This window comes from Geomonas sp. Red32, from assembly GCF_023652955.1.
Taxonomy (GTDB): Bacteria; Desulfobacterota; Desulfuromonadia; order Geobacterales; family Geobacteraceae; genus Geomonas.
Genome location: NZ_JAKLOY010000006.1, coordinates 302,245 through 321,464, shown reverse-complemented (window position 1 = coordinate 321,464; position 19,220 = coordinate 302,245). Strand labels below are relative to the sequence as shown.

16 protein-coding genes are annotated in these 19,220 nt (G+C 62.6%); 5 read left to right on the top strand and 11 right to left on the bottom strand.

Going from position 1 to position 19,220, the window contains the following annotated elements; translation table 11 throughout:
• Position 1: 1 nt before the first annotated feature.
• The 9 genes from L4X63_RS17055 to cysT all read right to left on the bottom strand — a co-directional run bounded on the left by L4X63_RS17055 (position 2) and on the right by cysT (position 12,230).
• On the bottom strand, positions 2 to 2,386 hold the full coding sequence (locus L4X63_RS17055) for a methyl-accepting chemotaxis protein (RefSeq protein ID WP_250679854.1): 2,385 nt from the start codon (positions 2,384 to 2,386) through the stop codon (positions 2 to 4).
• A gap of 24 nt (positions 2,387 to 2,410) precedes the next feature.
• The gene (locus L4X63_RS17050) at positions 2,411 to 3,418 is read right to left on the bottom strand and encodes a chemotaxis protein CheW (RefSeq protein ID WP_250679853.1); all 1,008 of its coding nucleotides are present in this window, start codon (positions 3,416 to 3,418) and stop codon (positions 2,411 to 2,413) included.
• Positions 3,418 to 4,878 (bottom strand): CheR family methyltransferase, encoded by a 1,461-nt coding sequence (locus L4X63_RS17045; protein WP_250679852.1) that lies wholly within the window; start codon positions 4,876 to 4,878, stop codon positions 3,418 to 3,420. The genes L4X63_RS17050 and L4X63_RS17045 overlap by 1 nt, the downstream gene beginning before the upstream one ends.
• Complete coding sequence (locus tag L4X63_RS17040) at positions 4,875 to 7,073, bottom strand: response regulator (RefSeq protein ID WP_250679851.1); 2,199 nt, start codon at positions 7,071 to 7,073, stop codon at positions 4,875 to 4,877. Before L4X63_RS17040 ends, L4X63_RS17045 begins: the two co-directional genes overlap by 4 nt.
• 414 nt (positions 7,074 to 7,487) lie before the next feature.
• Complete coding sequence (locus L4X63_RS17035) at positions 7,488 to 8,063, bottom strand: thermonuclease family protein (RefSeq protein ID WP_250679850.1); 576 nt, start codon at positions 8,061 to 8,063, stop codon at positions 7,488 to 7,490.
• 171 nt (positions 8,064 to 8,234) lie between these two features.
• The gene (gene cysK / locus L4X63_RS17030) at positions 8,235 to 9,188 is read right to left on the bottom strand and encodes a cysteine synthase A (RefSeq protein ID WP_250679849.1); all 954 of its coding nucleotides are present in this window, start codon (positions 9,186 to 9,188) and stop codon (positions 8,235 to 8,237) included.
• Positions 9,189 to 9,431: 243 nt separating this feature from the next.
• Positions 9,432 to 10,496: a sulfate/molybdate ABC transporter ATP-binding protein gene (locus tag L4X63_RS17025; RefSeq protein ID WP_250679848.1), complete on the bottom strand. Its 1,065-nt coding sequence runs from the start codon at positions 10,494 to 10,496 to the stop codon at positions 9,432 to 9,434.
• 21 nt (positions 10,497 to 10,517) lie between these two features.
• Positions 10,518 to 11,372 carry a sulfate ABC transporter permease subunit CysW gene (gene cysW, locus L4X63_RS17020; protein WP_250679847.1) on the bottom strand — a complete coding sequence of 285 codons (855 nt, stop codon included), beginning with the start codon at positions 11,370 to 11,372 and terminating at the stop codon, positions 10,518 to 10,520.
• A gap of 27 nt (positions 11,373 to 11,399) precedes the next feature.
• Positions 11,400 to 12,230 carry a sulfate ABC transporter permease subunit CysT gene (gene cysT / locus L4X63_RS17015; protein WP_250679846.1) on the bottom strand — a complete coding sequence of 277 codons (831 nt, stop codon included), beginning with the start codon at positions 12,228 to 12,230 and terminating at the stop codon, positions 11,400 to 11,402.
• 294 nt (positions 12,231 to 12,524) lie between these two features.
• On the opposite strand from cysT, the gene L4X63_RS17010 reads away from it, so the two are divergent.
• The 3 genes from L4X63_RS17010 to mnmA are packed head-to-tail and all read left to right on the top strand — an operon-like array spanning position 12,525 to position 14,667.
• Positions 12,525 to 13,346, top strand: coding sequence for a HesA/MoeB/ThiF family protein (locus L4X63_RS17010; protein WP_250679845.1), 822 nt, complete (start codon positions 12,525 to 12,527; stop codon positions 13,344 to 13,346).
• 18 nt (positions 13,347 to 13,364) lie between these two features.
• Complete coding sequence (locus L4X63_RS17005; RefSeq protein WP_250679844.1) at positions 13,365 to 13,589, top strand: sulfurtransferase TusA family protein; 225 nt, start codon at positions 13,365 to 13,367, stop codon at positions 13,587 to 13,589.
• A 7-nt stretch (positions 13,590 to 13,596) separates the two neighbouring features.
• Positions 13,597 to 14,667 carry a tRNA 2-thiouridine(34) synthase MnmA gene (gene mnmA / locus L4X63_RS17000; RefSeq protein WP_250679843.1) on the top strand — a complete coding sequence of 357 codons (1,071 nt, stop codon included), beginning with the start codon at positions 13,597 to 13,599 and terminating at the stop codon, positions 14,665 to 14,667.
• 92 nt (positions 14,668 to 14,759) lie between these two features.
• On the opposite strand, the gene modC is transcribed toward mnmA, so the two are convergent.
• On the bottom strand, positions 14,760 to 15,815 hold the full coding sequence (gene modC / locus L4X63_RS16995) for a molybdenum ABC transporter ATP-binding protein (protein ID WP_250679842.1): 1,056 nt from the start codon (positions 15,813 to 15,815) through the stop codon (positions 14,760 to 14,762).
• A complete protein-coding gene (gene modB, locus L4X63_RS16990) occupies positions 15,815 to 16,498 on the bottom strand; it encodes a molybdate ABC transporter permease subunit (RefSeq protein ID WP_250679841.1) in 684 nt (227 codons plus the stop codon). The genes modC and modB overlap by 1 nt, the downstream gene beginning before the upstream one ends.
• Positions 16,499 to 17,039: 541 nt before the next feature.
• Here modB and L4X63_RS16985 point away from each other — a divergent pair.
• Together L4X63_RS16985 and L4X63_RS16980 are read left to right on the top strand one after the other, a co-directional pair.
• Positions 17,040 to 18,524, top strand: a complete 1,485-nt coding sequence (locus L4X63_RS16985) for a DUF6538 domain-containing protein (protein WP_250679840.1) — start codon at positions 17,040 to 17,042, stop codon at positions 18,522 to 18,524.
• Between the two features lie 81 nt (positions 18,525 to 18,605).
• Complete coding sequence (locus L4X63_RS16980) at positions 18,606 to 19,190, top strand: hypothetical protein (RefSeq protein ID WP_250679839.1); 585 nt, start codon at positions 18,606 to 18,608, stop codon at positions 19,188 to 19,190.
• Positions 19,191 to 19,220 lie beyond the last annotated feature (30 nt).

Genomic DNA, 19,220 nt, shown 5'->3' with positions numbered 1-19,220 from the left:
CTCATTCCTTGTACTGCTCGACCAGCTCCTTGAGTTTCCTGCCGAGCTCGTGGAGATTCTGGACCGCCCCCTCCACTTGCTTCATCCCGGTGGCATTTTGCTCGCTCGCCTGCTTGATGTCGCCGATGGCCAGGGCGACCTGGTCCATGCCGGAGGACTGTTCCTGGCTGGAGGCGCTGATCTGCACCGCGGCCTGGGCCGACTCCTCGATGCTTTCCCCCATCAGCCGGATCGCCTCTCCTGCCTCGCGGGACTGGCGCACCCCCTCCTCGACCGCCTTGCTCCCCTGCTCCGCTGCCATTACAGCCGTGTTGGTGGCTTTCTGTATGTCGCTCAGGATGGCACGCACCTGGCCGGTGGCCTCCTTGGACTGCTCGGCCAGGCTTTTCACCTCCTGGGCGACCACGGCGAATCCCTTGCCCTGCTCGCCCGCCTTGGCCGCCTCGATGGCGGCATTGACGGAAAGGAGGTTGGATTGTTCGGCCAGGTCGCTTACCGTGGCCATGATCTCACCAATCGCCTGGCTCTGCTCGGAGAGCCGGACGATGCTCTCGGTGAGGAAGGCGACCTGCTCCTGGATGCGTCCCATGCCGTTGATGGTCTCTTCGACCGAACGGCGGCCGTTGTGGGCCACGGAAACCGTTTTAGGGGCTGCATCGGAAACCTTCCTTGCCTTCTGGCTGGCCACCTCGGCGGTCAGCTTGACCTCCTCGACGATGCTGTTGGTCTCGCTGACGGTAGCCGCCGTTTCCGCAGCGCTGGAGGCGATCTGGCTCATGGAGGTCATGATCTGGCTCGAGGAGGCGGCGAGGATCTCGGCGGCCTCCAGGATCTCCTTGTTCTGGCGGGCGATGTTGGCCGTCCGCTCGGCGACCCGCTGTTCGAGGGTGCGGTTCAGCTCCTTCAGCTCCTGGTCGATCCGCTTGCGCTGGGTGACGTCCCGGGCGGCGGCGAAGACCCCCTGGACGGTGCCGTTGGCGTCGCGGTAGACCGAGGCGTTAAAGATCACGTCCACCAGGGAACCGTCGCGGTGCCGGATGGTGAGGGCATAGTCGGTCACGGCACCCCGCTGGAAGGCGAGCCGGTACCCTTCCCTTGCCTGGTCGGGATCGGTGAAGTAGCGGGTGAAGTCGGTGCCAAGCAGCTCCTCGCGGGAGAGGCCGGTTACCTTGATGGCCGCCTCATTGACGTCGGTGATCTTGCCGTCCCCGCTGATGGCGACCAGCGGGTCCAGGCTCGCCTCGATCAGGCTACGGACGTACTGGGAGGCCTGCTTCTGCTTGGTGATATCCCTCAGGGCGGCGGTGACCAGCACCCCCTCCTCGGTCTGCAGCGGGCTCAGGCTGATCTCCACGGGGACCTCGGTGCCGTCGCTTCTGAGCGCGTAAAGCTCGAGGCCCGCCCCCATCGGCCGGATGCGGGGATCGGCGAAATACCCGGCGCGGTGTTTCAGGTGGCGCGGCCGGAAGCGTTCCGGCACCAGGGTCTCGATCTTCTGGCCGAGGAGTTCGTCCCGCTGGTAGCCGAGGAGCGACTCGGTCTGGGCGTTGACGATGACGATGTCCCCCTGGCCGTTGACGATCACCACCGCGTCCGGGAACCCTTCCAGAAGCCCCTTGAACTTGTCTTCGGCCCTCCTTCTCTGGGTGATGTCCCGGATGGAGGCACTCACCAGGAGCCCTTCCTCGGTCTGCAGCGGGCTCAGGCTGATTTCGACGGGGAACTCGACGTCACCCTTCCTGAGGCCGAAAAGCTCGAGCCCGGCCCCCATCGGCCGCACCCTCGGGTCGGAGAAGTATTTTCCGCGCAGCAGCGGGTGCTCGTCACGGAAGCGCGGCGGGACCAGCATCTCGACCTGGTTGCCGAGGAGCTCCTCCCGCCGGTACCCGAAGAGCTTCTCGGTCTGGGCGTTGACCATCACGATTTCCCCGTCGGTATTGACGATGACGATGGCGTCGGGAGCGTTCTCCAAAAGAGCCTTGAACTTCTCCTCCCCGTCGTGCCGCGGGGTGGCGTCGCGGGCGGCCGCAAAGAGTCCGAGCAGTTTGCCGTCGTGGTCACGGTAGGAGGTGGCGTCGAGCAGCACCTCGACGACGGAACCATCGCGGTGCCGGATCGAGAGGGGAAAATCGGCGAGGTACCCTTTCTCCACTGCCTGGCGCAATCCCTCCCGTGCCGTTTCGGGATCGGCGAAATAGGAGCCGGGATCGCTTCCCCTCAGCCGTCCCCTGGCGGCACCGGTCACCTTGAGGAAGGCCTCGTTGGCTTCCACTATCTGGACATCGGGACCGAGGACCATCAACGGTTCCAGGCTCATATCGATCAGGTTCCTGACGAACTCCGACCCGGCCATGGTGCCGGCTACCACTTTCTCGAACCATCTCATGGTGGAAACCTCCCTTCTCCCCCTTCAGACGTCGCGATTGACCACCAGGCGGCGGTCGGCGAGAAGCTTGCCTCCGTCGAGGACGGCGACCCGCTGGCCGGCCACCCCCTTCAGGTATTCTCCCCGGGAGCCGGTCAGGGTCGGCAAGGACGGCTTCAGCTCGGCGGTGGCGACGCCGCGCACCCCGACGATGGAGGCCGCCAGCAGGGCGAATTCCATCCCGCCGTCGCCGAGCACGATGATTCTCCCGGGAGAACCGTCAGCGGCAGCATCGAGCTCAAAAAGGCTCCGCAGGTCCACCACCGAGACGATGGTCCCGCGCAGGTTGACGATACCGGCTACGAAAGGCGGGGTACCGGGTAACGGGGTAAGTTGCCGCAGCTGTCCGACCTCTTTGACGAACTGGGTCTCCAGGCCAAACGGCTGGCCGGCCAGGGTGAATTCGACCAGTTGCAGCTCTCCCCCTGCCCCCCTGTTCTCCACCCCGGCAAGCCGCCGGGTCCGTTCCCTCAGCACCATCCTGGCCCGCGCCTCTTCCCGGGGCGCCCCTCCGCTACCGGCCAGCTCGACCAGGGCACCCCGCTCGGGCGGCGTCCCTTCGCCTTCCGGTTCCATGGAGCAACGGGAAGCGATCCCGACCGGATCGAGAAGGACCAGCAGCCGGTCGAACCGGTGGATCAGCCCGGCAATCGCTCCGCCACCGGCATGATCTCCGGCATCCTGGATCTCCCCGGAGCCAACGTCGAGCACCCCTTCGACCTCGGCGGCGGCGATGGCGAAGCGGGAGCCGCCGCCATGGCAGAAGATGAGCACATCGCTCACGGTTAAGGGGCGGGCGGCAAGTCCCAGGAGCGGCCGCAGGTCGGCGACCGGCAAGAGATCCCCCTGTACGGTCACCATCCCCAAAAGGCCGGCGGCCCCATAGGGAAGGGAGTGGAATTCGACCATCCCGACTACCCGGTCCACGGCAGCGATGTCGAGGGCGAAGTGGCGGTCGTCGATACGGAACGGGAAGAGAGACCTTTTGGCCATCACCGGCCTCCCGTTCTTGACCCGGTGCAGATCGCCATCGAGTCCAGCACTTCCCTCAACCGTCCCGCGCTCATCCCTTCCGAACCCGGGACCTCCGCCTCGGCGGGAAGGCGGTCGAGGAGCCGGCGTGCGTTGTCGAAATGGCGGCAGGCTCCCGGGATATCGCCGCTCCAGAGGGCAAGGTTGCCGAGGGCGAAATGGGCGGGGACCAGCTCCGGGTCCAGGTAGAGGGCCCGTTGCAAGGAAACCTGGGCCTCCGTCCCGTCCCCCTTTTCCTGAAGGATCTCGGCCCGCATGACGTGCAGGGCCGGGTCCAGCTTCTCCTCGGACAGCGCCGCGTCGCAGGCGGCCAGAGCCTCGTCGAGACGACCGCCGTTGGCCAGGGCGCGGACCAGCAGGAAGCGCCCGTCCGGCGTGAGCCCTCCGGCTTTATCGACACCTTCCAGTTGTTCAACGGCTTCGGCATACTCGCCGAGGCGGAATAAGCTCGCGGCAGCGGAGAAGGCCGGTGGCGGGGACTTGGCCACGGCAAGGTTTTCCTCCCTCACCGCAGCACCGGGGACCGCTTCGGAAAACTCCCTTGGGGCCTCGGGGGTGGGCGGAACCGCTGCCTGACGCGGGCGCTTGTGGTAGGCGACGATGCCGCCGAAGCTGACCGGCTTCAGGTGGAGGAAGCCGCGGGGGAGGCTCTCGGCGGGCCCCAGGACGAGCCAGCCGTCGTCGGCGAGGGAGCGCTCGAGCTTGGATGCGACTTCCCGGGCGACATCCGGGGTGAAGTACATGAGGACGTTACGGCAGAAGATGACGTCCATGGCGTTGGTGTTGGTGACCAGCGAGGGATAGCGGTCGTCCGCCAGGTTGAGGTAGGCGAAGGAAACCATCCGCCTCACCCTGTCGGCCACCCGGTACTCGTCTTCCCGCTGACTCTCGAAATACTGCTCGCGGAACCAGGCGGGGGTGGCCCGGAAGGACCATTTTCCGTAGCGGCCGCCGACCCCCTTGGCAAGGGCGTTGGGATTGAAATCGGTGGCCAGGATGGTGATGTTCCAGCGGGCGATATCGGGAAGCATCCGGTCGAGCAGGATGGCGAGGGTGTACGGCTCCTCGCCCGACGAGCAGCCGGCACTCCAGATCCTCAGCCTCCGCTGGCGCCAGCGCCGGGCCGCGATCAGGGGAGGAAAGAGCTCCTTCTGGGCCACGTCGAGGGTGCGGGGGTCGCGGAAAAAGTAGGTTTCGCCGATGGTCAGGTAACCGGCCAGCACCTCAACCTGCTGGCGGTTCAAGGGGGAGGAGAGGAGCCAGGCGGCAAAGGCGCGGGGATCGCCGAAATTGAAGCGCCGTGAGGCGGCGGCCAAGGAGGAGTCCAGGGTGTTCCACCGCTCTTTCGGGAAGGAGAGCCCCATGTGGCGGGCAAAAAGGTCGCAGAGGCGGGCAAGCTCCTGGTCGGAGAGGGTTCTCATCGGTCCCCCCCCTCCCTATCCGGCTCGTCGAGCGCCCTCCGGATCCTGCGCAGGAGGTCTTGGGGATGGACCGGCTTCATGATCAGGGACGCCCCCTCTTCGATCAGCCCGGTATTGCTTATAATCTCGGCAGGATAGCCGCTCAGGAACAGCGCCTTGACGTGCGGGCTCAGGCTCCGGATCTCGTCGAAAGCCTCCTTGCCGTTTTTCTTCGGCATGACGATGTCGAAGAGGAGGAGGCCGATCTCGTCGCGGTGCTCGCGAAACTTCTCGACCGCTTCTTCGCCGTTACTCGCCTCGATCACCCGGTAGCCGAAGTCCGCCAGCACGGTCCTCGACAGCTCGCGCACCACGGCGTCGTCCTCCGCCAGCAGTATCGTCTCGTCGCCCCCTACCGGCGGTGCAAGCTCTCCCTGGCCTGGCTTGGGAAGCTGGACGCCGACGGCCAGCGGGAGATAGATGCTGAAGGTGGTGCCGCGGCCCACTTCGCTGTAGACGTTGATGAACCCTTTGTGCTGCTGCACGATGCCGTAGACGATGGAAAGGCCGAGGCCGGTCCCCTTCCCCACCTGCTTGGTGGTGTAAAACGGTTCGAAGATCCGCTTCTTGGTCTCGGCATCCATCCCGATCCCGTTATCGGAAACCGAAATACGGGCGTAGCGTCCGGGGGATCCACTGCGGTAAAAATCGACGTACTCCTGGTCGATGTCCACGGTCTCGGTCACGATCGAGAGGGTGCCGCCGTGGGGAAGCGCGTCCCGCACGTTGGTGGCCAGGTTAAGGAGGACCTGCTCGATCTGCCCGCCGTCGGCCTGGACGACGATCTCGTCTTCCTTGAAGACCATCATCAGCTTGATGTCCTCGCCGATGATCCGGCCGAGGAACTTCTCGACCTTCTTGATCAGGTCGTTCAGGTTGACCGGGGAGAGATTGATCGGCTGCTTCCGGCTGAAGGTGAGCAGGCTCTGGGTGAGCCCGGCGGCCCGATCGGCGGCGGAGAGGACCTGGTCGAGGAAGGGACGCAGGGGATCGTCCTCGCGCATCTTGAGCTGCGCCATGCTGGCAAAGCCGACGATGGCGGTCAGTATGTTGTTGAAATCATGAGCGATGCCGCCAGCAAACTGGCCGACCGCCTCCATTTTCTGGGCCTGCCTGAGCTGATCTTCCAGGTTCTTGCGGGCGGAGATGTCCTGGCAGACGCCGATCATCCGGACCGCCTCGCCCCCTTCGCCCCGGATGACGGTACCGTTGGCCTTGATCCACCGGAGGGTGCCGTCCGCTTGCAGCACCCGGTACTCGAGATCGTACTCGCGGCTGCCGGCCAGGGCGTCGTCGAAAGCCTTCATCACCTGGTCGCGGTCGGCCGGGTGGAGCCGCTCTCTCCAGTACGAGATACCAACCGTGTCTCCCGGATTGCCGCCGAAGAGCTGGTACATCCTTTCGTCCCAGATGAGCCGGTCGGCGGCCACGTCGAGGTCCCAGATGCCGAGATGGGCGGAATCGGCTGCCAGTTGCAGCCGCCTGGTCACCTCTCCCAGCCGCTCCTCGGCCTTGGTCCGTTCCTCGACTTCCTGGAGAAGGGAGGCGGTGCGTGCCTGGATCCGTTCCTCGAGCTGTTCGTTCAGTTCCCTGAGTGACTGCTGGCTTGTCAGGAGGGCGGCGTTCTTTTCCACCGCCGTCTCGTAGGTGGAGAGCAGCAGGCCGAGGATCTGTTTTCTTTCGGCGTCGATGTGGAACTTGCCGCCGGCGAACTCGACCGGGGTGCCGAGCCGGGGGTCGTCCTCGACCTGTTCCCGCCGGGCGCGTAATACCTGCCGGATTCGTCCGAGGAGCACCTCCTCGTCGTACGGCTTGGTCAGGAAATGATCGGCCTTGCACTGAAGGCCACGGATGACGTCGGTGGGATCGTTCAACGAGGTCAGGAGGATGACAGGCGTTTCTTTGAGGCGGGGGGCGTTCTTGATCTCCTTGCAGAGCTCGAACCCAGTCATCAACGGCATGACGATGTCGCTGACCACCAGGTCGGGGATGGAGGCAAAGGCTTTCTCCAGCCCTTCGCGGCCGTTTCTGGCTACCTCGACCCGGTACCCCCGCTCCGTGAGCAGGCGCTCCAGCATGGCCGCCTGGGTCAGGCTGTCCTCGACCACCAGGATGGTGGCCTGAGTGGATACCTCGGCTCCTCTATTCCCCGTCATGGTCATAAGTCCTTACCGCTTTAGCCAGCCATGAGCGCCGGCCCCGGCGATGCTTCATTATAACACGCCCCCGGAAGGCGGGTGCGAAGGGAAAAAGCGTGCAATCAGCAGGTTAGCGATCTTTTATAAAGAGACGGTCGAACCAAGGCATGGATGAGAACAACGAGGGGTGGGATGCGGCGTGGACGTAGGTGGGCGTAGGTGGACGTAGGTGGACGTAGGTGGACGTAGGTGGACGTAGGTGGACGTAGGTGGACGTAGGTGGACGTAGGTGGACGTAGGTGGACGTAGGTGGACGTAGGTGGACGTAGGTGGACGTAGGTGGACGGAGGTGGACGGAGGTGGACGGAGGTGGACGGAGGTGGACGGAGGTGGACGGAGGTGGACGGAGGTGGACGGAGGTGGCGCTTCTCGTTACCCGCCGGTGTGTCTGCGCAACCTGACGTTGGGGCGGTAATCCCAAGGAGCCTGGGGATTGTCCTGGGACCAGAGCCCAGTTTTCTTGGAGCGGGCGTACTTCTCGGCTCCGAGGTAATGGGCGTGATCCGCCCGGTTCAGGAACCTCCGGTAGGCCCACCCCCACCCTTCCGCCAGCATCTCGAGGTTGATGTTGCGGTGATCGAGGTAGACGACTGCCAGGGCGACCTGGTCGTTCTTGAGCACGATGTTGCGACGGATTTCGACCTTGACCACCTGGTGGAGAATCTTGCTGGAGAGGGCCCGGAAAGCCTCCTCGGCGTAGGGCTGACCCGGCTTGTACCATCCGGTGTATTTATCCATGCGGGCAGGCTGGGGAGCGGCGATGCCGTAGAGCTGGACGTGAATCTCGGTCCCGAAGGAGTTCACCGTGATGCGGTCCCCCTCGGCCACCCCGACCACCAGCCCTTCCACCACCTGGGGCGGGGTCTCGGCGTGGAGCGGCGCCGGATGGACCAGGGCCACCAGGCAAAAGCACGAAAGAACGGTAGTCAGGAAACGTCCTACTCTCAAACGGGAGCACCTCATGAGGAAGAAAGGAAATCGTCCGGTATCCTACCAAATTGAATGATGCAATGCAATTGCTCTGTTTTCGTAGGAGTTTTGCCGGGATGCCGCACCCGGGACACGAAAAAGCCCCGGGCGCAAGGCTCCGGGGCTTCGAGGTGCGAAACGGAGGCCGGATCAGGCCTCTTCGAAGAGCGCGGTGGAAAGGTAACGTTCGGCCAGGTCGGGAAGGATGACCACGATGTTCTTCCCGGCGAACTCCGGAAGGTTGGCGAGACGGACCGCGGCGGCGACCGCGGCACCGCTGGAGATCCCCACCAGCAGCCCTTCCTCCTTGATCAGCCGGCGGGCGGTTTCCAGCGATTCGTTGCTGTCCACCTGCTCGACCCGGTCGATGAGGGAAAGGTCGAGGGTCTCGGGGATGAAACCGGCGCCGATCCCCTGGATCTTGTGGGGGCCGGGCCTCAGCTCCTCACCGGCAAGCTTCTGGGTGATGACCGGGCTCTCGGTAGGCTCGACCGCCACGGTGATGATCTTTTTCCCCTTGGTGTTTTTGATGTAGCGGGAGATGCCGGTGATGGTGCCGCCGGTGCCCACCCCGGAGACCACGACGTCGACGGCGCCGTCGGTATCGTTCCAGATCTCGGGGCCGGTGGTCTTCTCGTGGATGGCCGGATTGGCCGGGTTCTTGAACTGCTGCGGGAGGAAATAGCGGCTGGGATCGGAGGCGGCCAGTTCCTCGGCGCGGCTGACGGCACCCTTCATGCCGGCGGAGCCGGGGGTGAGGATCAGGTTGGCACCCAGGGCGGCCAGCACCCTGCGGCGCTCGATGCTCATGGTCTCCGGCATGGTGAGGGTGAGCTTGTAGCCGCGGGCGGCGGCGACGTAGGCCAAGGCGATGCCGGTGTTTCCGCTGGTCGGTTCCACGATCTCCATGCCGGGCTTCAGCACGCCACGCTCCTCCGCATCCCAGATCAGGTTGGCGCCGATCCTGCACTTCACGGAGTACGCGGGGTTACGCCCTTCGACTTTGGCGAGGACGGTGGCCTTGGCACCTTTGGTCAGGTGGTTCAGCTTGACCAGCGGCGTGTTGCCGATGGACTGGGAATTGTCTAGGAAGATGCGGGACATGGGCTTGCTCCTTTCGGTTGGTATTCTCAGGTTGTGCCAGCGCGGCAAGTGGGAACGATAGCAATCGGATACGGTATGTTTATATTCATCCTGTATCTTTGTCAAGTATTTTTCGAGCCTACTTGACCACAGTGGTGTGCTTTTGAAAAATGGTCTTCGGGACGGGGACCAACCGGCCGTGGAAGTTTTACCGCTGACGGTAGGAAATAATACCTCATTAGGCGGGCATCTGCTGAAAAGGGCTTAAATCTGATAATCGCCGGTCACGGACTCCACCTGTTTAGGCAAGGCAAAGACCACATCCCCTACCCGGAGCGCGAGGCGGTCCGCGGTGTCCCGTGGGAGGTCCAGTTCCAGCGAGGAGTCGAAACCGTCGAAGACGAGCTCAACCCGTACCAGCGGACCGACGGGGAGGAGAAAACTGACCTTGGCCGGTACCGCCCGGTCATCCACTGGCTGGTGCTCGATATCGACGTCGCGGAAAGAGGCCGGGCAAAGCTTGGGAAGCTTGAGCGAGGGAAGAAGGCCGGGAACGGGGGGCTCGCCCGCGGGAAACCTGCCGTGGGACGCCCTCCCTCTGAAGAGATTGACCTTGCCGAGAAAATCGAAAACGAAGGGGGTGGCCGGATGATCGTACACCTCCAACGGGGTACCCTCCTGCTCGATCTCCCCTTCGTTCATGACCACGATCCGGTCCGCCACCTCGAGGGCCTCTTCCTGGTCGTGGGTGACGAAGACGCTGGTGATCTTCAGGTCGTCGTGCAGCCGCCTGAGCCAGCGCCGCAGCTCCTGACGGACGCGGGCATCGAGGGCACCGAAAGGCTCGTCGAGCAGAAGCACCCGCGGCTCGACCGCCAGGGCCCGCGCCAGGGCGACCCGCTGACGCTGACCGCCGGAGAGTTGGGCCGGGTAGCGGTCCGCCATCTGTTCGAGCTGGATAAGCTTGAGAAGCGCGTTCACCTTCTCCGCGATTTCCCGCTTCCCGGGGCGGACCTTCCTCGGCTTGACCGCCAGCCCGAAGGCGATGTTGTCGAAGACGGTCAGGTGGCGAAACAGCGCGTAATGCTGGAAGACGAAGCCCACCTTCCGCTCCCGGACTGCCCGGAAAGTGGCCTCCTCCCCGTCGAAGAAGACACGGCCGCTGTCGGGGCGCTCGAGACCGGCAATGACCCGTAACAGCGTGGTCTTGCCGGACCCCGAGGGGCCGAGGAGCGCCACCAGTTCGCCGGAAGGAACCGGCAGGCTCACCCCCTTGACGGCGGGCACCCCTCCGAAACTCTTCCAGACCTTCTCGATCGCGATGCTCATGTATCCTCCCCTCCCCCTTCGTCACTTTAGCTGGTGGATCTTCCACTGGGCCATGCTCTTTACCGCCAGGGTGACCAGGGCAAGCAGGGCCAGCACCGAGGCGACGGCGAAGGCGGCGGTGTAGTTGTACTCGTTGTAGAGGATCTCCACCTGCAGCGGGACGGTATTGGTCGCCCCGCGGATATGGCCGGAGACCACCGATACGGCGCCGAATTCCCCCATCGCCCTGGCGTTGCAGAGTATGACCCCGTAGATGATCCCCCACTTTATGCGGGGAAAGGTCACCCGCAGGTAGGTCTGCAAACCGCCCGCCCCCAGGGTCAGGGCGGCCTCCTCCTCGTCGTTCCCCTGAGACTCCATGAGCGGGATCAGTTCGCGGGCGACGAAGGGGAAGGTGACGAAGACGGTGGCGAGCACCATCCCCGGCACCGCGAAGATGATCTTGAGATCGTGCGCCTGGAGGAAGGGGCCGAGCCACCCCTGGAGCCCGAACACCAGCACGTAGATGAGGCCGGAGACGACCGGCGACACGGAAAACGGGAGATCGATCAGCGTCACCAAGAGGCTCCGGCCGGGGAAGGTGAACTTGGCGATGGCCCAGGAGGCTGCGATGCCGAAGGCCAGGTTGGCCGGGACGCAGCAGGCGGCGATCAGGCCGGTGAGCCTCAGGGCGTAGAGGGTCTCATCGTCGCCCAGTGCGGCAAGGTAGGCGTCCCACCCCTTGGCGAAGGCCTGGGCGAAGAGCGCTCCCAAGGGAAGAAAAAGGAACAGCGCCAGAAACCCGAGCGCCACCGCCACCAGCAGCAGCCTCACGGCCGCAGGTTCGCTGGTGTCGCGGCAGCCACTGGTGGCCTGGCAGAGTACGGTAAAGGGCATGGCTTCCTCGCGGCGGCAGCGGACAGATCAGGAGGAGAACCTCCTGCTCCAGCGCTGCAGAAGGTTGATGGACAAGAGGAGCAGAAAAGATACGGCGAGCATTACGGTGGCGATGGCGGTGGCGCCTGCGTAGTCGTACTGTTCGAGCTTGGTGACGATCAGCAGCGGGGTGATCTCGGACACCATCGGCATGTTGCCCGCGATGAAGATGATGGAACCGTACTCTCCCACCGCCCGGGCGAAGGCGAGCGCGAAGCCGGTGATGGTGGCCGGCAGGATAAGCGGCAAAAGGACCCGCCTGAAGGTGTCGAAGCGGCCGGCCCCCAGGCAGCAGGCGGCCTCTTCCAGTTCCTGGTCGAGATCCTCCAGGACCGGCTGGACGGTGCGCACCACGAAGGGAAGTCCGATGAAGACCATGGCGACCATGATCCCCAGCGGCTTGAAGGCCACCTCGATTCCCCACCGCTCGAGATGACGGCCGAGGCAGCCGTTGGATGCGTAGATGCTGGAGAGGGTGATTCCGGCAACCGCGGTCGGCAGGGCGAAGGGGAGATCGACCAGCGCATCGACCACCTTGCGCCCGGGAAAGCGGTAGCGGACCAGCACCCAGGCGACCAGCACGCCACAGACGCCGTTGACCATGGCCGCCAGCAGCGCACAACCGAAGGTAACCCGGTAGGAGGCCACCACCCGGGGCGAGGTGACGGCGGCTACGAGCTCGCTCCAGGTCAGGGAAGCGCTTTTCAGAAAGAGCGCCGATAGCGGGATCAGCACGACCAGGCTCAAATAGAAGACGGTAAAGCCAAGGGTCGGCCCGAAGCCGGGGAGAACGGACCTGCGCCCCGAAGTTACCCCCATGGATGCTCCCTCTATACGACCAATTTAGTAGAGTGTTGGCCAGCAGTTTCCCGGCCGCGATGCCGTGCCCCCCCCTGCGGCGGGAGCGTGCCGGCCTCAACGAAGGTCGATTATAACAATTTTCTAACGTTTAACAGCCGTCCGGCAAAAAAATATTAGCGTTCGCCAAGCCGGTTACTTATTCTTGACTTTTTATCTTCACAAACATAACCTTTCCGAACCTGGATACTCCACCGGCTGGCTACCACATTAGCGGCGGAGGGTACCCGGGAGAGCACGACCGAGGAGCAGAGGGTGACACTCACCGACGAACAGATCGAGCGCTATTCGCGCCATATCCTCCTGAAGGAGATGGGGGGAAAGGGACAGCAGAAACTCTTGGAGGGACGGGTGCTGGTGATCGGGACCGGCGGGCTCGGCTCTCCCATCGCTCTCTACCTCGCCGCCGCCGGCGTCGGCACCATCGGGATCGCCGACGGCGACCGGGTGGATCTCTCCAACCTTCAGCGCCAGGTGATCCATTTCACGGATGACCTCGGGAGGCCCAAGGTGGAGTCGGCCCGGGAGAAGATGCTCGCCCTCAACCCGGGGATCGAGATCCACCCCTACCAGACGGTGGTCAACGCCGGCAACATCCTGGACCTCATTTCCGGCTACGATTTCGTCATCGATGCCACCGACAACTTCGCGGCCAAATTCCTGATTAACGACGCCTGCGTCCTGACCGGGAAACCGTACTCCCACGGCGGCATCCTCCAATTCGACGGCCAGACCATGACCGTCAAGCCCGGCGAATCCCCCTGCTACCGCTGCATATTCCCCGAGCCTCCACCGAAGGAGGTCGTTCCGGCCTGCTCGCGGGCGGGAGTCATCGGGGTGCTTCCGGGGGTCATCGGCACCCTGCAGGCCACCGAGGCGATCAAGCATCTGCTCGGCACCGGCGACCTCCTGACGGGAAGGCTCCTGACCTACAACGCGCTCCGGATGCGGTTTCGCGAGGTCCCGATCAAGCGGAACCCGGACTGCCCCATCTGCGGGGAGCGCCCGTCAATTACCGAACTGCACGACGAAGTGGACGCCCTCATCCCCTGCACCGGGGCCCCGGCTTCCGTCTAAAGAAAGGAACTAAGAGAAATGGAAACAGTCGATCTGCGCGGCGTCTGCTGCCCGACCAATTTCGTGAAAGCCAAGCTGGCGCTGGAAGATTTCGGCAAGGGAACCATGGTGGAGTTCCTCTTGGACGACGGCGAAGCGGTGAAAAATGTCCCCCGCAGCCTGAAGGCGGATGGGCACAAACTGCTCGACCTGAAAGAGGTCGACGGGCACTACGTACTGACCCTGGAAAAGGGCGAGGAATAGCAAAATAATGGCAACCAAGGTACTGATGGCCATGAGCGGAGGGGTGGACTCCTCGGTGAGCGCCGCCCTGCTGAAGGAGCAGGGATACGACGTGATTGGCGTCTCCATGCAGCTTTATGACCGGCCGGAAACGATGGACCCGGGCGGCAAGACCTGCTGCTCGCTCACCGACGTGCTGGATGCGGGCCGGGTGGCGAAGAAGCTTGGAATTCCCTTCGAGGTGGTCGACCTCAGGGGGCGTTTCAAGGAACTGATCATGGACTATTTCGTGGCCGAATACACGGCCGGCCGGACTCCCAACCCCTGCGCCCGCTGCAACCAAAAGGTGAAGTTCGGGCTCCTGATGGAGATCGCCGACTCGCTGGGGGCCGAACTGCTCGCCACCGGCCACTACGCGCGCATCGAGCGCGACGCGGGCGGGAGCTACCAGCTCATCAAGGGAGACGATCCGGGAAAGGACCAGAGCTATTTCCTGTTCTCCTTGCAGCAGCATCAGCTCTCCCGCGTCCTCTTCCCGGTGGGTGAATTGGAGAAACGGCAGACGCGGGAGCTGGCCGCCAGGTTCGAGCTACCGGTGGCCCAGAAGAACGAAAGCCAGGAGATCTGCTTCATTCCCGACAACGACTACGTCCGCTTCCTCGAGGAGAACGGTGTCGCCGCCATCCCGGGCGAAATCGTCGACCGGGACGGGAAACGGCTGGGGACCCACAAGGGTATCCACAACTACACGGTGGGACAGCGGCGCGGGCTCGGCATCGCCTGGAAGGAGCCGCTCTACGTCACCGCCATCGACCACGCCGCCTCTCGTGTGGTAGTAGGGCCCAGGGAAGAGCTCAACCGGAGCCGCCTCATTGCCGTGGAGCCCACCTGGACCGATCGCCCCATCTCGGGAACCTTCACCGGAAGCTGCAGCATCCGCTACCGTCAGCGGCCGGTCCCCTGCCAGGCGGTGCTGCTTCCCGACGGAAGCCTGCAGGTGGACTTCGAACAGCCGCAGCAAGGAGTGACCCCGGGACAGGCGGTGGTCCTCTACGACGGGGTCCGGGTGGTCGGCGGCGGCTGGATCGCCTCGACCTGATCGAACGCACGAAAAAGGGGAGGCGGACCACACGGTCCCCTCCCCTTTCCTTTACCCTTTACCCGCGGCGGCCAGGCTGCGGCCCCCCGCTGCTAGCCAAGCCTTCGGAAGGATGAGGCCTTTACCACTGCGTAAATCTCGCTTCCCGCCCGGATATCCAGCTCCTCGGCGGCCGGCCGGACCACCTCCGCCACCAGCGGCATCCCGCCGCAGCTCATCTCCACCCCCACCTTGTTCCCGGAAGGGAAAATCTCGCTCACCCTGCACTGCAACAGGTTCCTCGCGCTGATCGCTTCGGGATGTTTCTTGAAGAGAATGATGTCGCGGGAGGAAAGCTCGAACATCGCGGAAGGGTTCTCGGTCCCGGCCGAAATGAAGAGTCCCTGGCTCCCCCAGCGGTACTGGTAGAGGCCGTCGATTCGCCGCACCAGTTCGGCCGGGAGAAGGTTAATGTAACCAACCTGGCTCTGCCCCATCCGTTCGCGGGCCACCTCCTCGGGAGTCGCCTGGCGAAGGACCCGCCCGCCGCCGACCGCCAGCACGCGGCTGGTCATCAGCCTGATCTCCAAAAGCGAGTGGGAGATAAACAGGTAAGGAATTCCGAACTCCTCGCTGGCACTCTTCAAGTAGTGCATGATCTGGTACTTGAGGGAATCGTCCAGGGCGGAGAGCGGCTCGTCCATGAGGAGCAGGCGCGGATTGGAGAGGATGGCACGCCCCAGGGCCACCCGCTGGCGCTCTCCTCCCGAGAGCTTGTTGACGCCGCGTTTGAGGAGCCCGTCCAGCTTGAGGACCGACACCAGGGGGGCAAGGGTGATCCTACGGTTGGCCTTCTCGCAGCGCCTGAACCCGTACATAAGGTTCGCCTCCACGTCCAGATGCGGAAAGAGGGATGCGTGCTGGAAGACCATGGCGATCCTCCTCCGTTCGGGGGGGAGTGCGATCCTGTCCCGGCTGCTGAAGAGGGTCTCCCCGTCCAGCCTGATCTCCCCGTCGTCGGGTGGGATGAGCCCGGCGAGCATCCCCACCAGCGTGGACTTGCCGCTCCCGGACTCTCCGAAGATCCCGACGTGGTCCCCTGCCAGCGAGAAACCGGCATCGAGCTGGAAGTCGCCGAACTTTTTCCTGACATCCATGACCAGTTCCATCAGTCTCTCCTCGCCAGATGGGCGCCCAGGTATTCGTGAAAGAAGAGGACCACCACCGAGATGGAGATGGCTACCACGCAAAGGGAGAGCGCGGCCGATTCCCCGCCCGGTGACGAAACGTAGTCGTAGATGGCCAGGGGAATGGTCTGGGTGACGCCGGGAACGTTGCCTGCGACGATGATGGTGGCGCCGAACTCCCCGAGGCTGCGGGCGAACATGAGCGATGACCCGGCGACGATCCCGGACCGGGAAAGGGGGAGTATGACCGAGAAGAGGGTGTCGAGCTTGCCTGCCCCCAGGGTGCGGGAGGCGTGGACCAACTGGTGGTCGATAGCCCCCATGGCGAGCCTGATGGAGCGGACCATGAGGGGGAAGCCGACCACTGCGGAGGCCACCACGGCCGCTTTCCAGGTGAAGATGAGCCGGATGCCGAACAGCTCGAACAGCGGACTGAGCCAACCGTGGCTCCCGAGGGCAAGCAGAAGGAGGTAACCGATGACCACCGGAGGAAGAGTCAGGGGGAGGTTGATGAAGACCTCGACGACCGCTTTGCCGCGGAAGCGGCCGAAGGTCATCAGGTAGGCGAATACAAAGCCGAACGGGAGGGTGACCGCGGTGGCGGCCAGGGCGACCTTGACCGATATCCTGATGGCGTCCAAATCGGCGGCGGTAAGAAGAGACATGAGGGATCCTGGCGTCGGGTTACGATATAGACGTTTTTATATACCACGCAGCGTCCGGGAAAAGCAAAGATTCCCGTCGATTGGCGCCGGGGCACCAGTGAGGTTCTAGCAGGTTCCGTTCCATCTCGATGGACTCGGCCTTTAACGCGGTGGGATCGGAGGGATAGAGCAGATCGTGCCACGGAAGAAGCCCGCGTGGCAGCTCCGCCTGCTGAAAAAAGCGGCAGCGGGGGCCACGTCCATCCCCCATTCCCCGTCCCCCTCCCTGGGATGGGGGATGGACGCCCGGTTCGAGCGGCACCAAGCATGGCCGCCGGAAACGCGAAAATATCGCTCATCCTTGGCAAGGTAATCGCCGATAACGACTGAAAAAGGCTTGACAATTCATGAGAGAGAAAGGTATATGGAGATGTTCCTCGTTAGCATGAGGCGGATTTAGTAGGTAACCCACCGTTTTTATTACCCCAGCAAACCCCGTTTTCCCCCTCAAAACCCTGCTTGACCAAATTTTTGCACAAAGTCGGTGCAAAGCGGGGTATCTATGTCCTACCTGTTGCGAATCAATCAGATGTACTACCTTAGGGTGGTAGTGCCGCTTGATCTCCGCGACCACTTCACCACCAGGGAGCTAAAACGGTCCCTGCGAACTCGGCAACTATCAGAGGCGCGACGTATGGCGCCGTCGATACTCTCGGGGATCATGGGCACCTTTAACGACTTGAGGACTGGCAAGATGACAAAACCACCGACGATAACCTCTGAAGCTGTCGCCATATTCCGTAGGTTGTACCCCGGACTCGACACACACGAGACGGTAGAGGTAACGCGGGGCCTTCCTCCCTGGGTAGTTCACGAGGGATACCGGGAGGTGCCGACGCCTGCCCTGGTCAAGATCCAGGAACGGCTTGAGGAGGGCTGGCAGCTTGATGAAGCTGGGGACTGGGTATTCGTCGGGGTCGGTGCTCAATGGGGGGCTGCACCTGCCCCTGCCCCTCCACGTGGTCCCGCTAAGGTTCTTTCCCTGGTGCCCAAACCTGCCTTGACGTTGCGACGGGCTGGGGAACTGTGGCTGAAGCACCTGGAGGCGCCAGAGGACACGGTGCATTACAAGCCCGCTCAACCTTCTACCATTGATAGCTCAAAACAGGCGCTCAAGCAGCTTGAACGGTGGCAAGGGAAAGATACGCCAATAGAGGCTTTGCTGGATCTCGATTACAGGGATTTTACTGTGTTTATGATGACCACGGGTAGTAAGCTCTCAAAAGGGTCGGCTAAAACCCGACTTCGCTTTTCCAAGTTCTTTTTCAAATGGCTCAAAGATTTTGAGCACACAGACCGGGAACCGACAATCACTTATCCCAAGCTCCAGGGCACCGAAAAAATAAAGACTGCTAACCTGCCGTACTCAAACAAGGAGCTTAACGATTTTTTCGACTACATAATCAATAACACTCCTGTCAAGATGAGAGATAGAAAAAGTCAACTGAGCTTGGCGTACCTGATTTTGATGTTTGTCTACACCGGATTCAGAAGCTCAGAGCAGGTATCATTTACCAAGGGAAAGATTAAAAATGCTGAAGGCGTCGATTATTTCGACTTCACCGAACTAACAAAGGAAAACGTTGCTTCAATCAGGATGGTACCGGTGCACAGTAAGCTTGTTGAGCTGGGGTTCATGCAGTTCGCGAGGAAACAGAGGGATAAGATTTTCAGAGTGGATGTGAGCAACTACAGGAAACGCCACACCGAGATTCTGAAAGAGCTGGGCATGAAAGGCGGTCGCGGGGAAAAAACTTTCCACTCCTGCCGCGCAACATTTGACAGCAAGCTGGCAGGTAAGATTCCGGATTCGACACGGAAAACTCTAATGGGCCACACGCTGTCCGGAATGGATGCGCTTTACGTGCACCAGCTCGTTGATGAAATGCCGATGTTCCAAGAGGCTGTCGAGAAACTTGATTACCGTCTGGACTTCGCCCGGCTGCGGGATTACCTGTTGAACGAGATCACAGTGCTGTATCCGTAGGACTGCGGGCCGTTGCTTTAAAGATGACCAATTACCCATTATGTGTTATACGTTGGCCCTCATTAACTTAAAGGAGGCACAATGAAACGTTTAACACTCGGGTTACTCCTGTTGCTGCCGGGCACGGTCTTGGCTGGGCAGACCGACATTTTTGGTATTGACCTCAACTCACCTCTCCGACTTCCTGAGTGCTCTGGGCAGAGGATCGGGGAACGGTTTTTTTCTGATGCGAGTCAAAAGACCATGTGCAGGCACCCCAAGGCACACGCCTTTGAAGCTGGGCAGGTACATGAGGTTTCTTTCTCCTCTGAAAAGCAACCAAGCTTCATCAGAGGGGAAGGCACCTTGCTTGTTAGGGTTATAGACGGCAAGGTCGCCAACGTCCAATTCGGCACCACTGGGATCGACAGTGCCCAAGAGGTGCTGGGTGCCCTAACGAAGAAGTACGGCACCCCTACCGGAATAGACAAGATAACTGTGCAAAACCGGCTGGGCGCTCACTTCGACTCCTTCAAGGCGAGGTGGGACTTGGAGCATATCCACGTAAGGTTCGATGCGACTTACGACACACTAGATCACGGGATTGTGGAGGTGGAGACACCAGCGGAGAAGGTGAGAACGGAAGCGAAGGAGCGGAAAGAACGCGAGGCTGCTGCACAAATGTGAGTATATACGTTCCCAAAACGGCCCCAAGGG

Excerpts from the sequence above, each read along its gene's own strand:
- mnmA (WP_250679843.1), top strand. The coding sequence starts at position 13,597 with ATGGCAACCAAGGTACTGATGGCCATGAGCGGAGGGGTGGACTCCTCG.
- cysW (WP_250679847.1), bottom strand. The coding sequence starts at position 11,372 with ATGCCCTTTACCGTACTCTGCCAGGCCACCAGTGGCTGCCGCGACACC.
- L4X63_RS16980 (WP_250679839.1), top strand. The coding sequence starts at position 18,606 with ATGAAACGTTTAACACTCGGGTTACTCCTGTTGCTGCCGGGCACGGTC.
- L4X63_RS16985 (WP_250679840.1), top strand. The coding sequence starts at position 17,040 with ATGTCCTACCTGTTGCGAATCAATCAGATGTACTACCTTAGGGTGGTA.
- L4X63_RS17005 (WP_250679844.1), top strand. The coding sequence starts at position 13,365 with ATGGAAACAGTCGATCTGCGCGGCGTCTGCTGCCCGACCAATTTCGTG.
- L4X63_RS17040 (WP_250679851.1), bottom strand. The coding sequence starts at position 7,073 with ATGACGGGGAATAGAGGAGCCGAGGTATCCACTCAGGCCACCATCCTG.
- modB (WP_250679841.1), bottom strand. The coding sequence starts at position 16,498 with ATGTCTCTTCTTACCGCCGCCGATTTGGACGCCATCAGGATATCGGTC.
- modC (WP_250679842.1), bottom strand. The coding sequence starts at position 15,815 with ATGGAACTGGTCATGGATGTCAGGAAAAAGTTCGGCGACTTCCAGCTC.
- cysK (WP_250679849.1), bottom strand. The coding sequence starts at position 9,188 with ATGTCCCGCATCTTCCTAGACAATTCCCAGTCCATCGGCAACACGCCG.
- L4X63_RS17050 (WP_250679853.1), bottom strand. The coding sequence starts at position 3,418 with ATGGCCAAAAGGTCTCTCTTCCCGTTCCGTATCGACGACCGCCACTTC.
- L4X63_RS17025 (WP_250679848.1), bottom strand. The coding sequence starts at position 10,496 with ATGAGCATCGCGATCGAGAAGGTCTGGAAGAGTTTCGGAGGGGTGCCC.
- L4X63_RS17045 (WP_250679852.1), bottom strand. The coding sequence starts at position 4,878 with ATGAGAACCCTCTCCGACCAGGAGCTTGCCCGCCTCTGCGACCTTTTT.
- L4X63_RS17055 (WP_250679854.1), bottom strand. The coding sequence starts at position 2,386 with ATGAGATGGTTCGAGAAAGTGGTAGCCGGCACCATGGCCGGGTCGGAG.
- cysT (WP_250679846.1), bottom strand. The coding sequence starts at position 12,230 with ATGGGGGTAACTTCGGGGCGCAGGTCCGTTCTCCCCGGCTTCGGGCCG.